Here is a 13,130-nt window from a genome sequence, read left to right as displayed (position 1 = left end):
GGAATGTCCAAGAAGATCACCGCAGTCGCCCTCGCCGCACTCACCCTCGCGGCCAGCGCGTGCAGCCAGGGCGGCAACTCGAGCGGCACCAGCGGCTCGGCCGCCGCGGCCAACCAACCGTCGGCCGCCGTCTCCACGCCCAGCAAGCCGATGCCGACGCCCTTCAGTAAGGGCAACGTGCACGTGGCCATCGTGCAGCAGACCGGCCAGGGCGACTACTTCCAGCAGTACCTCAACGGCACCAAGAAGCAGGCCGAGGCACTGGGCATGAAGCTCGACGTCTACGACGCCCAAGGCGACAATGCCACCCAAGCCTCGCAGCTCGACCAGGCCATCGCCTCCGGCGCCACCGGCATCATCGTACGCCACGGCTTCGCCGACACCCTGTGCCCCGGCGTCAACAAGGCGCTCGACAAAGGCATCAAGGTCGTCATCTACGACGTCGAGATCCAGAAGTGCGCCCCGCGTGCAGTCCAGACACAGCAGTCCGACTCCAAGATGGCGGGATTGGTGCTCGCCCAGATGCTCAAGGACGTCGGCAAGAACCAGAACGTGGGCTACGTGAACGTCGCCGGCATCGCCCCGCTCGACCGCCGCGACGCCGTTTGGCAGTCGGCCAAGAAGGCCAACAACTGGACCGAGAAGTTCAAGACGGGCAAGTACACAGCCTCTACTGCCACGGACACCGCGCCGATGGTCGACAACGCTCTCAAGGCCAACTCCGATGTCACCGCGATTTACGCGCCCTATGACGAGCTGACCAAGGCCACGCTGTCCGCGCTCGAGCAGAACCCCAACCGAAAAGGCAAGGTCTCGGTCTACGGCGCTGACATCTCCACTGCGGACATCGAACTCATGACTGCTAACGGCAGCCCGTGGAAGGCCACCGGCGCCACCGACCCGAACGCGATTGGCGCTGCGGTCACTCGCACGCTGGCCCTTGACATGGCGGGCCAGCTGACGACCAAGAACGTGGAGTTCCCGCCGATCCTGGTCACCGCCGAGATGCTCAAGGCAAGAGGCATCAAGAACATGGACGACCTGCGCAAGGCCGAGCCCGCGCTCAACATCTCCGACACGTCCAGCGCCGATTGGATACCGAAGGTGACCTTCTGATCGTCCCGCCCCCCGGGGGGAGGCCGATGCCGCCCCCGGGGCACCACCTCGTAGGAGTACCCATGACCGAGACGATGGAAAACGAGATCCCTGCCCTCGCGCTCAAGGACATTACCATGTCCTTTGGAGCGAACCGCGTTCTCAAGGGCGTCTCCCTCACCCTGCGCCCCGGGCGCATCACGGCGCTGCTGGGCGCCAACGGCGCCGGCAAATCGACCCTCATCAAGATCCTCGCGGGCGTCTACTCCCGCACCAACGGAACAATCGAGGTCGCCGGCCGTCCGGTCGAGATCGTCACGCCCAACGACGCCGCCGCTCACGGAATCCAGACCGTTCACCAGCGCATCGACGAGAACTTAGTACCCGGCCTCACCGTCGCAGAGAACCTGTTATTCGAGGAGATCCTGCGCAGTGATATCCCCCGCGTGGCCTCGGTCCGCTCAATGCTGCCCAAGGCGCGGGAGGTCGCCTCAACTCTCGACCTCGACTGGAGCGACTCGAAGCTCAGGTCTGACGCGTTCGACCTCGGAATCGCCGACGGCCAGCTGGTCCTGCTCGCCCGTGCCCTGAGCCACCGTCCGAAGGTGCTCGTGCTGGATGAGCCTACCTCCACCCTCTCCCAGGCCGAGGCCAACCGGCTGTTTGACGTCATCCGCCACCTGCGCGACCAAGGCGTTGCCATCCTCTATGTCAGCCACCACATGAGCGAGATCAAGAACCTCGCCGACGAGCTGCTGGTCCTGCGCGACGGGCAGATCCTCGACCGCCAGACCAAGCCGCTGGACCTGCAAGAGGCGATCCGGTCGATGCTCGGAAACTCAGTACTTGCCGACGCCGCGGCCATCGAGGAGCGACGAGGCGAGTCCGTAGCCTTGAGCCTGCGCGGCGTGCAACTGCTCAAGCGCGCCCAGCCATTTGACTTGGACCTTCGACGCGGTGAGGTGACCGGCATCGTGGGACTCGTCGGCGCCGGGAAGTCTGAGCTCGCACGCGCCTGCTTCGGTGCGGACAAGCTGTTAGCCGGCACCATGGAACTCGACGGTAAGCCTTTCGCGCCAAGGCATACCAGCGATGCCGTCCGTCACGGTGTCTACCTAATGCCAGAGGATCGCGCGCAGGAGGCCATGTTCCCCGGGTGGTCGCTCGCCCGCACGATCAGCCTCCCGTTCATTGGTAAGGACAGCCCGATGAGCGTCATCCGCCACCCGCTAGAGCGCAAGCGCGCCCAGAGGGTCATAGACGAATTCGCAGTAGTCGCCACCGGACCCGAGCAGAGCGTCGACTCGCTGTCGGGCGGCAACCAGCAGAAGGCTGTGGTCGGGCGCTGGATGCAGGCCGACCCGAAGGTCCTCCTGCTCGATGAGCCATTCCGCGGCGTCGACATCGGTGCCCGACGCGTGTTGTCGGCGAAGGCACGCGAGTGCGCCGAGCGGGGAGCCTGCGTCATCGTCCTGTCCAGCGACGTCGACGAGATCCGCGAAGTCGCGGACCGCGTCATCGTCCTCGTCGAGGGCCAGGTGACCCTCGACGCCTACACCACCCAAACCAGCCACGGTGAAATTGTCCGGAGCATGTCGGAGGTCCCCGAAAGTGTCTGAATCCTCGAACACACCAGCCACGCGTGCCGTGGCCGTCCCGCCGCCACAGAGCGACGCCACCTCGAACGCCGGTCGACTGCAGGACCTCGTCGTCAAGTATGGCTTCGTCGTAGTCACCGTAACGCTGTTTATCTTCTTCGCCGCGACCGAGCCCGCGTTCCGCACCTCCGGATCGCTTTTCTCAATGCTGAAGTTCGCATCGGTCACCGCTATCCTCGGCCTTGGCATGACAATCTCGATGGTGGTCGGCGGCATGGACATGTCCATCGGTTCTACCGCCGGTCTGGCCGTCCAGTTGGGCGCCATGACCATGGTCTTCTATAACATGACCGGCAGCACTGCCGTGGTCGTCGTCATCCTCTCCGGTGTATTGGTCGGTCTCCTCAACGCCTTCCTCATCGTCATCTGCAAGATCCCCGACCTGCTGGCGACGCTGGCCATGATGTTCGTCATTCAGGGCGCCAAGCTCATCCCGGTCAACGGCCAGTCCGTGTCGGCCGGCATGGTGCTCAAGGACGGTACCCAAGCCCCCGGCAAGTTCACCGACGGTTTCCTTCAGATCGACCGCGGGAGCATCGGGCCGGTCCCGATCCCCGTCGTGATGATGCTGGTGCTCACCATCCTCGTCTGGTTCTTCCTGGCACGCACCAAGTGGGGCCGAATCATGTACGCCGTCGGTGCCAACCCTGAGGCTGCGCGCCTCGCCGGCGTGAAAGTCGGCTTCTACCGTGGACTCGCCTACGTCTTATGCGGCACCTTCGCCTCAATCGGCGGCCTAATCCTGGTCTCCCGCATAGGCCAGGGCGACGTGAATGCCGGCGCGTCCTCGCTCCTTGAGGCGGTCGCCGTCGCCCTTGTTGGCACCTCTGTGCTCGGCGCCAACAAGCCGAACGCCTGGGGCACCCTGCTCGGCGCCCTGCTCGTCGGCATTGTCCTGACCGGCCTCACGATGGACGGTTTCGCCTACTTCTACCAGGACACCGCCAAGGGCTTGGTCCTGCTGCTGGCCCTGCTCTTCTCCTACACCATCTCGCGCAAGAAGGTGCGCTACACCCCAGCCACCTGACTACCGTACGACAACTTCACGCACTGCGTCCCGGGTGATCGGACGCACTATCCCTGAAACAGCAAAGGTGAATAGGTCATGGTTAACTACGAATTCCTCACTGAAGCGACCATCGTCGACTACCTCCGCACTCGGATTGAGGTGGCCGGTGTCGTTGACGTCGACCGAGTCGAGTCCGTCCGCGAGATCGGCGACGGCAACCTCAACTTGGTCTTTCTAGTCAAGGACTCCCACGGTCGCGGCCTCTGTGTCAAGCAGGCACTGCCCTACGTCCGGATGACGGGTGAGGGCTGGCCGATGACGCCGGACCGTGCCCGCCACGAGGTGGAGTCACTGCAGGCTCACGGGGCCTTGGTCCCCGACCTGGTGCCCAAGGTCTTCTTCTACGATCCGTCCCGCTACATCTTCGCCATGGAGGATCTGTCCGACCACGAGGTCTGGCGCAGTGCCCTCAACAAGGGCGAGGCGCACGCCGGTGTCGCCGAGTCCGTCGGGCGTTTCATGGGCGCCTGCGCCTTCGGCACCTCGGCCCTGACCCTCGACCGCGACCAGCTCGCCGAGGCGACCGCCAGCTCGCTAAACCCGCAGCTCTGCCTGATCACCGACGACCTTGTGCTCACCGAGCCGCTGGTGGACGCCGGACGCAACTCCTACCTCGACGCCAACGCTCCAGACGTGGCCGACTTCCAAGCCGACGAGGCCATGCTTCGCGCTATGGGCTGGGCCAAGTGGATGTTCCTCACCAAGGCCGAGACCTTGCTGCACGGCGACCTGCACACGGGTTCGGTGATGGTTCGCAAGGCCGACCCGACCGACACGGAGGCCGACTCGGTCAAGGTGTTTGACTCCGAGTTCGCCTTCTACGGCCCCCAAGCCTTCGACCTCGGCGCCGTCTGGGCTAACCTCGTCTTGGCCTCCTCGCGGGCCTTCGCCCTCAAGGAGGACGACCGGGCGCTGTGGCTACTCAAGCAGATTCCGCTGGTCTGGCAAGGGCTCGAGACTGAGTTCCGTCGTCGCTGGCCCGAGCGACGTGACCCGCGTGTCTTTGGAGACGACTTCCTGCACGACCTTCTTTTCGCCTGGCGTTCGGACGCTTGGCTCTTCGCTGCTGCGGAGATGTCGCGCCGCATTGTCGGGGCCGCGAAGGTTACCGACGTGCAGACCCTGCCGGAGAACCTGCGCGAGGGTGCTGCCCGGGGCGTCCTACAGGTGGCCCGTCGACTGGTGCGTCAGCACGAGGTCGAGCGCTCCCCCGAGGCACTGTCCAAGCTGGCAGCCGAAGTCCTGCTCGCCGTCCGGACGGCGTGAGATGCTCAAGGGAATTGATCCGCTGCTGACACCTGAACTGCTGGCGGGACTTGCGCGCATGGGTCACGGGGACGTCTTGGCGGTCGTCGACCGGAACTTCCCGGCTTATCGCTGTGACCGAGTCATCGAACTGCCAAGTTGCGGCGTCGAACGGGTGCTGCAGGCTGTCTTCTCGGTCTGGCCAGTCGACACACTCTCAACCCCGGCCGTCCGGCACATGCTGACCGACGACGGAGTGGAGGCCCCCTCCACTGCGCGTGCCCGCGAGCTATGGACAGCTGCCGAGACTTCGCCGATCGGGGAACAGGGCGTCAAGCGTCTCGACTTCTACGCACCGGCTCGCGAGGCGATGCTCACCCTCCGCACCGGGGAAACCCTCCCCTACGCCTGCTACCTGCTTACCAAAGGCGTCTGCTGAGGCATCATCGAGAGGGGTGACGAGACGGGGTTGGGTTCCCAACGCCCTGACCCCTTGCCATCACCCCCACCCATCGGAGGATGGCATGACCAACACTTCTGAACCTCGAGTCGTCGTGGTCGGTTCGATCAACATGGATCTGACAACGACTGTCAGAAGACACCCGGTTCCTGGCGAGACTCTCTTGGCTCAATCGGTGGTACGCAGCCCCGGAGGTAAGGGAGGCAACCAGGCCGTTGGTGCCGCCCGGGCCGGTAGGGCGACCACCTCGATGGTGGGGTGGGTGGGCACCGATCCGGAGGGGGAACTCTTGCGGGCCGGGCTCGAGGCCGACGGGATCGACGTACAAGGGTTGGAGCGGGTGGATGGCCCGTCGGGGCTGGCACTGATCACGGTTGACGGGCGGGGCGAGAACTGGATCATTGTCGTCTCAGGCGCGAACATGGCCCGGTCAGAGCTGTCAACGACGCAGCTCGATGTGGTGGCGTCGGCCGATGTCCTGCTCTCGCAATTGGAGATCCCTCTGGAGGTGGTGCGTCGGGCCGCGATTGCGCGACATCCAGGGGTGCCTTTTGTTCTGAATGCGGCTCCCGCCCAGGTGTTGCCGGCGGACCTCTTGGCCCTGGTCGACATCCTGGTCGTCAACGAGCACGAGGCGCGGGCGGTGTCTGGGCTGGACGACCCATGGCAGGCTGCCGAGAAGATCGCTTCCGGGGGAGTCACCGTGTTGATGACCCTCGGACCCGAGGGAAGCGTAATCGTCCGGGCTGGGCAACCAGTGGTGCGTCAGGCTGCACGGAAGGTCGAGGCCGTGGACACGACGGCAGCGGGGGGACACTTTCTGCGGTGTTTTCTGTGCGGAGCTCGGACGCGGTTTGAGCCTCGAGCGGGCCGTTGCGTCAGCGACCGACGCTGCAGCCGTCACCGTCACGCGTCCCGGGGCCCAGGACTCAATCCCCCGCTGGGACGAGCTCAGCTGATCTCCCACTCAGGTGTTTCGATCCGGGCCCCAGACCAGCTGGACGTATCCGCCGAGAGCCGTTAAGCGGCCGAGATTACCACCGCTGCCGGGAAAACCGGGCCGTGGGCAAGGATCCCAGCCCCGCTCACGGCCCGGAAGGAGGCACCCTCACAGATCGAGCTTGGGGTTGACTCCGTCGAGTCGGCATGCCCTCATCGGTACCAAGGGGACGAGTGACAGCCGCAGTACCGGCAGGATGCCGCGCACCAAGTCATCGACACCGGCCGCACGATCGCCGGGGTCGTCGAGTCGGTCGGCGAGGGGGTGACGCAGTTCGCCCCGGGAGATCGGGTCGTCTCGGCCAACACCGTGCCGTGCGGGCACTGTTGGGCCTGCCGGATCGGACGCGAATCCCTCTGCGAGAACCTCGAGTTCCTCTGGGGCGCCTTCGCCGAACAACTCGTCATCCCGGCGCGGATCGCGGCCCGCAACACGTACCACCTGCCCGACCACGTCGACTTCGCCGCAGCCGCACCCCTGGAACCCCTGGCCTGCGTCACCCACGCCATGGCCGAGTCCGGCATCGAGCTCGCCGACACCGTCGTCGTCCACGGAGCCGGGCCCATCGGGCTCATGTTCGTGCGTCTGTCGGCAGCGCGGGGTGCCCACGTCATCGCCGTCGACCAGACGCCGTGGCGGCTCACCCAGGCCACCCGGATGGGTGCCGAGCAGACCGTGCTGCTGCCCACCGACGGGACGCCGGAGTCGAACGCCGCGCTCGTCGCGGCGCGCACTCCGGCCGGGCGCGGGGCGGACGTCGGCATCGAGGCCACCGGGTACGCCCCGGTGTGGCAGCAGAACCTGCTGAGCCTGCGCCCGGGCGGCACCGGGATCATGTTCGGGGGGACGAAGGCGGGGGCGTCGTTCCCGCTGGACACGACCGCCATGCACTACCACGAGTACCTCATCAAGGGCGTCTTCCACCACACCCCCAGGCACGTGGCGACCGCCGTCGACCTGGTGTCGTCGGGGATCGTCGACGGCCACGACCTCGTCAGTGAGGAACGGCCGCTCGAGGCGCTCGTCGACTCCCTGGAGGACATGGCCGCAGGACGCGGATCGAAGTACGCGATCGTGCCCTGATCGGGCCGGACTCCCCCGGACAGGACGATGCCCCGACGGTTCATCCCGTCGGGGCATCGTGCCGTGGTCAGCAGGACCTCAGGAGGCGAGCACCTCGTCGAGCATCTCCTCGGCGCGGTCCTCGGCGACCTTCTCGGCCAGGGCCAGCTCGGAGACGAGGATCTGGCGGGCCTTCGAGAGCATCCGCTTCTCGCCGGCCGACAGGCCGCGGTCACGCTCGCGACGCCACAGGTCACGCACGACCTCGGCGACCTTGAGGACATTGCCGCTGTGGAGCTTCTCGAGGTTCGCCTTGTAGCGACGCGACCAGTTGGTGGGCTCCTCGGCGTGGGGCTGACGAAGGACGTCGAAGACCTTCTCCAGACCCTGCTCGTCGACGACGTCACGAACGCCGACGAGATCGAGATTGGCGGCCGGCACCCTCACGACCAGATCGTTCTGACCGATGATGCGGAGGACCAGGTAGAGCTTCTCCTCGCCCTTGATGGTGCGGGTCTCGAGTTCCTCGATGACCGCCGCCCCGTGATTGGGATAGACAACCGTTTCGCCGACATTGAAAGTCATGTACGCAACCCCTTCCGGGGATCCATCCTACCACCGACGTCGACGTCCGGGTAGTCATCGAGCCTAGTCACGCGCCGCTTCACCTTATACCCACCCCTTGACATCGAGTCAATCCTGTGCCTGCCGGCCGGCCAGGACCCGGTCGTCCACGCTCTGACTAGGGGTCCGGGAGTCCCCGACGAGGACCCGGACGGACGGGCGTCAGGGGGGCGTTTCAGCTAAGCTCGGCACGGGACCAGCGCACCGTTCCTGACACGACGACCCACGACCGGGGAGGACCACCACCGATGAGCACCCGCACCTCCACGAGCACCCGGCGCACGACGCCCTCGCGCGGAACGACGGGCCGGTTCCGCCGTGGTGCCGCCGCGTTGGCCGCGGCCGGACTGGCCGCGACGATGCTGACGGCCTGCGGCCAGGAACCCAAGGTGCTCACCTCCTACACCCCCGCCGCCGGGGTCGACGCGCACAACGACACCGTCAAGGTGAGCAACCTCATCCTCGTCGACGGAGACGGGGCCGCCAGGGTGTCCGCCTCGGTCGTCGCGAGCAGGACCGACGAGATCACCGGGATCAGCGCCCAGCCGCTGTCGGCGACCAATGACAACCAGGGCAGCGCGGTGCAGGCCCCGGCAGTGGCGGTGACCCTGGAGCAGGGCACGTCGACGAACATCACCGACGCCGGCGTCGAACTCACCTCCGCCGATCTCAAGCCGGGCCTGCTGGCCAGCGTGACGCTCACCTTCAAGAATTCCGAGCCGATCACCGTGCGCACGCCGATCGTCTCGTCGGTCAACCCGGACTTCTCCTCGGCCGCGCCGACGACGAGCCCCTCCTCGCAGTCCTGAGCCCTCCTCGCGGCCCCGGCGGACGCATCGACTCCCGGCGGGCTCAGTCCTCGAACTTGTAGCCCAGTCCGCGCACCGTGATGATGTGCGAGGGATGCGAGGGATCGGGTTCCACCTTGGAGCGAAGCCGCTTGACGTGGACGTCGAGGGTCTTGGTGTCGCCGACGTAGTCGGCGCCCCAGATGCGGTCGATGAGCTGGGCGCGCGTCATGACGCGTCCGACGTTGCGCAGGAGCACCTCGAGCAGCTCGAACTCCTTGAGGGCGAGTTTGACCGGTTCCCCGTCGACGCTCACCTCGTGTCGCTCGACGTCCATCCGCACCCCGGCTCCCTCGAGGATGTCGGGGACGTCCTCGGCGTCCTGCCCACGACGCAGCACCGCCCGGATGCGGGCGACGAGCTCACGATGGCTGAACGGCTTGGTGACGTAGTCGTCGGCCCCCAGCTCGAGGCCGACGACCTTGTCGATCTCGGAGTCCCGGGCGGTGACCATGATGATCCCCACGGCGCTGCGCTGGCGCAACTGACGGCACACCTCGGTGCCGGGCATCCCGGGCATCATGAGGTCGAGCAGGACGATGTCGGCCCCGACCCGGTCGAACTCGGCCAGACCGGCGTTCCCATTGGAGGCCTCGGTGACGTCGAAGCCCTCCTTGCGGAGCATGAAGGCGGTGGCCTCCCGATAGGACTCCTCGTCCTCGATGATGAGTACCCGGGTCATGCCTGCTCCTTCTCGATCCCGATCTCGTCCTCGGCGTCGGGGGTGGGCTCGGGAACCGGCAGCGACAGGGTGAAGGTCGACCCCTGCCCCACCTTGCTCCACACGTCCACCGCACCGCCATGGACCTGGGCGATGTGCTTGACGAGGGACAGGCCCAGGCCCGTCCCTCCGTTGTCGCGACTACGGGCGTAGTCGACGCGGTAGAACCGTTCGAAGATCCGCTTCTGGTCGTCGTCGCTGATTCCGATGCCGTTGTCGGCGACGACGATCTCCACCTCGTCCTGGTCGACGTCGCGCACCAGACGCGAACTCACCGCCACGCGAGCCCGCCGGTCGGAGTAGACGATGGCGTTGTGGACGAGGTTCGAGACGGCGTCGGTGAGCTGATCGGCGTCACCCAGGACGACGAGGTCGGGCTCGGTGCGCAGGACGAGGTTGACCTCGCGGCTCCCGGCGAGCTCACGGTTGCGGTCGACGGCCAGCCTGAGCACCCGGTCGACGTCGACCTGCTCGGGGGTGAGCAGGGGCTCGTCGGACTGCAGCCGGGAGAGATTGATGATCTGCTTGACGAGCTCACTGAGGCGACCGACCTCGACGATGAGGCGCCCGGCGAAATGACGGACGGAGTCGGGGTCGTCGGCCGCCCCCTCGATGGCCTCGGAGAGGATGGCGACCGCCCCGATGGGCGTCTTGAGCTCGTGGCTGATGTTGGCGACGAAGTCCCGGCGGGTCTGTTCGGCGCGCAGCAGGGGCGCCCGGTCGTCGGTGAGCAGGACGACGTTGCCGTGGTCGTCGAGGGGTCCGACCCGGACCGTGAGGTGCTGGACGGTGCGCCCCGGGCCACGATCGAGGTCGAGGTCGCTGGTGATCTGGGCCCCGTCCTCCCGGCTGCTGCGTACGAGGTCGAGGACCTCCTGGTCGGCGATCCGGGTGCCCCTGGTGAGTGACTGGGAACGGGCGGCGACCGTCGAGTGGAGCACCTCGTCGTGCGGGCCGACGATGACCCCGGCTCCCTTGAGCAGCGCCATGACGCGCTTGACCTCGGGCTCGACGACGGCCTGACGGACGTCGGTGGCGAGGGTGTCGACGGGATGGCGGGCCTCGTCGAGGGCGCGACCGACGAGCCAGGTCACGACAGCCCCGACGACCAGCCCACCGATCGCTGCCAACCACACGTACACGGCCCCGATCATATGGCCCGACGCCGCCCGCTCTGCACCCGCGGGAGGCCCGGTCGAACCGCGACACCGGCTGTTCACCGAGGGTTCACCAACTGATCAGAGTCGTGACGTCTCGGCGTTCCCCGACAAACTAGGCTTCCAGGGGAAGGACCGACGACCGGGAAGGGTCACCATGCGCGAGAGCTACCACGACGAACTCAACGCCACGACCGAGCAGATCGTGACGATGGCCGGTCTCGTGAGGACCGCCGTGCGCGACGCCACCGAGGCGCTCGTAGGGGCCGACCTCACCACCGCCGAGCGGGTCATCAGCGATGACGCCAAGGTCGACGCCCTCAATGACGAGATCGAGCAGCGTTCCTTCCAGCTGCTCGCCCGCCAGGCCCCGGTGGCCGGCGAGCTGCGCACGGTCGTCGCGGTGCTCCGCATGACCTACGAGCTGTCCCGGATGGGCGACCTGGCCGCGCACGTCGCCAAGATCGCCCGGCTGCGCTACCCCGAGGTGGCCGCCCCCGAGCCGGTGGCCCGCCAGTTCGAGCAGATGGCGACCATCGCCGACTCGATGATCGCCACGGCGATCTCGACCCTGGAGGACCGTGACGCCGACGCCGCGCGGGACCTCGCCAGCCAGGACTCCTCCATGGACGAGCTGCGACGCGAACAGTTCCGGATGCTCCTGGGCGACGACTGGACCTACGGGGTCGAGAAGGCGGTCGACACCGCCCTGCTCGGCCGCTACTACGAGCGGATCGCCGACCACGCGGTGGCGGTCGGTTCGCGGGTCATCTACATCGTCACCGGCGAGGCGCCCGAGGGCGAGGACTGGCCGAAGGCCTTCTGAGAACCCCACGCGAAGGCCTTCAGAGAGGCTGCGCCGACGCTTTTCTGAGAAGAGAATCATTCGCTGAGAAATGACGACAAGGCGCTCAGGACAGCTGCCCCACATCCCCCGGACAGCCCACCGAAAGCGCTTTGACAAGGGGTGTCATCGACCTCTCGAGAGAGCCCCAGGGGACCCGACCCGCCATGCCGATCGATTCGGTGTTTTCGTACCCGATATGTATGCTTGACCGCGGTCCGACCGGACCACCCCCCTCCGATGAGGTTCTGTCATGTCCCTGATCTTCCCCCAGCGCCGACCCGACCTGTCAGCCCGAGGCCGACGCCGCACCCTGGCCGCCCTCGGCGCCATCTGCCTGGCCGTCTCCGGCTGCGCCTCGCAGTCCGCCTCCACCACCGTCGACGGCACCTCCACCGCGAAGGGGTCGACGTCGTCGGCCGCGAGCAAGGCCGCGTCCGCGTCGACGTCGGCCAGCTCGGCCACCCCGACCCCCACGCCCACGGCGACCACCAAGACCGTCGGCTACCCCGGCGTCGGGCAGCCCGTCACCCAGCCCAGCTGCCCCACTCCGCCTGCCCAGGGGACGCCGCTCAAGGCCACTGGGACCGTCGTACCGAACCTTCCCGCCCTGGAACCCGGCACCAACCACGGCACCACCGCGGACTCCTACGCCTACCCGGCGGCCACCGTCCACCGGTGGATGCTCGAACCGAGCACCCAGCCGAAGAACAAGAAGATCGCCTTCCTCACCTTCGACGACGGCCCCAGCGACCGCACCTCCGAGGTGCTCGCCGGGCTCAAGGCCACCGGCGGTCACGCCACCTTCTTCAACATCTCGCGCGAGGAGGTCGGCGTCGACAAGTCACTGCTCAACGAGATCCTCGCCGACGGCAATGCCATCGCCGTCCACTCCTTCAGCCACGACTACAACTACCTCTACCCGGGCCGCTGGGCCTCGGCCAGCCACATCGGCTGCGACATCGACTACGCCGTGGCCCAGATGCGCTCGGTCATCGGGTCGGGCTACACCACCGGAGCGATCCGCAACCCCGGCGGGCACATGTCGTGGAACGGCTGGAAGAAGGCCGACCCGGCGATGACCGAGCGTCACATGTCGTGGATCGACTGGAACTCGCTGTCCAAGGACGCCGAGGGCAAGCCGCTGACGAGCGTCGACGAGGCCGTCGCCAACATCAAGTCGACCGCCGCCGAGTACGGCACGCCGAACGTCCTGGTCATCCTCAACCACGACGCCCCCGACAAGAAGATCACCGCCAAAGCCGTGCCGGCCATGGTGAAGTACCTCAAGTCGCAGGGATACGAGCTCGGCGTCATCGCCTGAGTCGGCGATACGGGCCGCCCGAC

Annotated in this window: 13 protein-coding genes; 10 read left to right on the top strand and 3 right to left on the bottom strand. The window is 66.9% G+C overall.

Going from position 1 to position 13,130, the window contains the following annotated elements; genetic code table 11:
- Positions 1–3: 3 nt before the first annotated feature.
- The 7 genes from E0E30_RS01145 (at position 4) to E0E30_RS01115 (ending at position 7,610) form a co-directional block, all read left to right on the top strand.
- On the top strand, positions 4–1,116 hold the full coding sequence (locus tag E0E30_RS01145) for a substrate-binding domain-containing protein (protein ID WP_130864724.1): 1,113 nt from the start codon (positions 4–6) through the stop codon (positions 1,114–1,116).
- A gap of 62 nt (positions 1,117–1,178) precedes the next feature.
- Positions 1,179–2,714: a sugar ABC transporter ATP-binding protein gene (locus tag E0E30_RS01140; protein ID WP_210115746.1), complete on the top strand. Its 1,536-nt coding sequence runs from the start codon at positions 1,179–1,181 to the stop codon at positions 2,712–2,714.
- A complete protein-coding gene (locus E0E30_RS01135; RefSeq protein ID WP_210115745.1) occupies positions 2,707–3,780 on the top strand; it encodes an ABC transporter permease in 1,074 nt (357 codons plus the stop codon). The genes E0E30_RS01140 and E0E30_RS01135 overlap by 8 nt, the downstream gene beginning before the upstream one ends.
- A gap of 78 nt (positions 3,781–3,858) precedes the next feature.
- Positions 3,859–5,088: an S-methyl-5-thioribose kinase gene (mtnK, locus tag E0E30_RS01130; RefSeq protein ID WP_130864723.1), complete on the top strand. Its 1,230-nt coding sequence runs from the start codon at positions 3,859–3,861 to the stop codon at positions 5,086–5,088.
- 1 nt (position 5,089) lies between these two features.
- Entirely contained in the window at positions 5,090–5,506 is a 417-nt protein-coding gene (locus E0E30_RS01125) for an RbsD/FucU family protein (RefSeq protein ID WP_130864722.1), read from the top strand.
- An 85-nt stretch (positions 5,507–5,591) separates the two neighbouring features.
- The gene (locus E0E30_RS01120; RefSeq protein WP_342588102.1) at positions 5,592–6,551 is read left to right on the top strand and encodes a ribokinase; all 960 of its coding nucleotides are present in this window, start codon (positions 5,592–5,594) and stop codon (positions 6,549–6,551) included.
- Between the two features lie 189 nt (positions 6,552–6,740).
- Positions 6,741–7,610 (top strand): zinc-binding dehydrogenase, encoded by an 870-nt coding sequence (locus tag E0E30_RS01115; RefSeq protein ID WP_130864721.1) that lies wholly within the window; start codon positions 6,741–6,743, stop codon positions 7,608–7,610.
- A gap of 78 nt (positions 7,611–7,688) precedes the next feature.
- On the opposite strand, the gene E0E30_RS01110 is transcribed toward E0E30_RS01115, so the two are convergent.
- Positions 7,689–8,174, bottom strand: coding sequence for a CarD family transcriptional regulator (locus E0E30_RS01110; RefSeq protein ID WP_130864720.1), 486 nt, complete (start codon positions 8,172–8,174; stop codon positions 7,689–7,691).
- A gap of 287 nt (positions 8,175–8,461) precedes the next feature.
- On the opposite strand from E0E30_RS01110, the gene E0E30_RS01105 reads away from it, so the two are divergent.
- Positions 8,462–9,022, top strand: a complete 561-nt coding sequence (locus E0E30_RS01105) for a hypothetical protein (protein ID WP_130864719.1) — start codon at positions 8,462–8,464, stop codon at positions 9,020–9,022.
- A 43-nt stretch (positions 9,023–9,065) separates the two neighbouring features.
- On the opposite strand, the gene E0E30_RS01100 is transcribed toward E0E30_RS01105, so the two are convergent.
- Positions 9,066–9,743, bottom strand: a complete 678-nt coding sequence (locus E0E30_RS01100; RefSeq protein ID WP_130864718.1) for a response regulator transcription factor — start codon at positions 9,741–9,743, stop codon at positions 9,066–9,068.
- Positions 9,740–10,933, bottom strand: coding sequence for a sensor histidine kinase (locus tag E0E30_RS01095; RefSeq protein ID WP_130866662.1), 1,194 nt, complete (start codon positions 10,931–10,933; stop codon positions 9,740–9,742). The genes E0E30_RS01100 and E0E30_RS01095 overlap by 4 nt, the downstream gene beginning before the upstream one ends.
- Before the next feature lie 163 nt (positions 10,934–11,096).
- Here E0E30_RS01095 and phoU point away from each other — a divergent pair, with 163 nt between their 5' ends.
- Positions 11,097–11,765 (top strand): phosphate signaling complex protein PhoU, encoded by a 669-nt coding sequence (gene phoU / locus E0E30_RS01090; RefSeq protein ID WP_130864717.1) that lies wholly within the window; start codon positions 11,097–11,099, stop codon positions 11,763–11,765.
- 271 nt (positions 11,766–12,036) lie between these two features.
- Positions 12,037–13,107, top strand: a complete 1,071-nt coding sequence (locus tag E0E30_RS01085) for a polysaccharide deacetylase family protein (protein WP_130864716.1) — start codon at positions 12,037–12,039, stop codon at positions 13,105–13,107.
- The last annotated feature ends 23 nt before the right edge of the window (positions 13,108–13,130 follow it).

It is taken from the genome of Acidipropionibacterium timonense (genome assembly GCF_900605005.1).
Classification (GTDB): Bacteria; Actinomycetota; Actinomycetes; order Propionibacteriales; family Propionibacteriaceae; genus Cutibacterium; species Cutibacterium timonense.
Note: the sequence above shows the minus strand (reverse complement) of the source record. Positions and strands in the feature narration are given on the sequence as shown.

What these genes read in the sequence shown, in the direction of transcription:
- E0E30_RS01100 (WP_130864718.1), bottom strand. Translation starts at nt 9,743, where the DNA reads ATGACCCGGGTACTCATCATCGAGGACGAGGAGTCCTATCGGGAGGCC.
- E0E30_RS01140 (WP_210115746.1), top strand. Translation starts at nt 1,179, where the DNA reads ATGACCGAGACGATGGAAAACGAGATCCCTGCCCTCGCGCTCAAGGAC.
- mtnK (WP_130864723.1), top strand. Translation starts at nt 3,859, where the DNA reads ATGGTTAACTACGAATTCCTCACTGAAGCGACCATCGTCGACTACCTC.
- E0E30_RS01110 (WP_130864720.1), bottom strand. Translation starts at nt 8,174, where the DNA reads ATGACTTTCAATGTCGGCGAAACGGTTGTCTATCCCAATCACGGGGCG.
- E0E30_RS01145 (WP_130864724.1), top strand. Translation starts at nt 4, where the DNA reads ATGTCCAAGAAGATCACCGCAGTCGCCCTCGCCGCACTCACCCTCGCG.
- E0E30_RS01085 (WP_130864716.1), top strand. Translation starts at nt 12,037, where the DNA reads ATGTCCCTGATCTTCCCCCAGCGCCGACCCGACCTGTCAGCCCGAGGC.
- phoU (WP_130864717.1), top strand. Translation starts at nt 11,097, where the DNA reads ATGCGCGAGAGCTACCACGACGAACTCAACGCCACGACCGAGCAGATC.
- E0E30_RS01125 (WP_130864722.1), top strand. Translation starts at nt 5,090, where the DNA reads ATGCTCAAGGGAATTGATCCGCTGCTGACACCTGAACTGCTGGCGGGA.
- E0E30_RS01120 (WP_342588102.1), top strand. Translation starts at nt 5,592, where the DNA reads ATGACCAACACTTCTGAACCTCGAGTCGTCGTGGTCGGTTCGATCAAC.
- E0E30_RS01105 (WP_130864719.1), top strand. Translation starts at nt 8,462, where the DNA reads ATGAGCACCCGCACCTCCACGAGCACCCGGCGCACGACGCCCTCGCGC.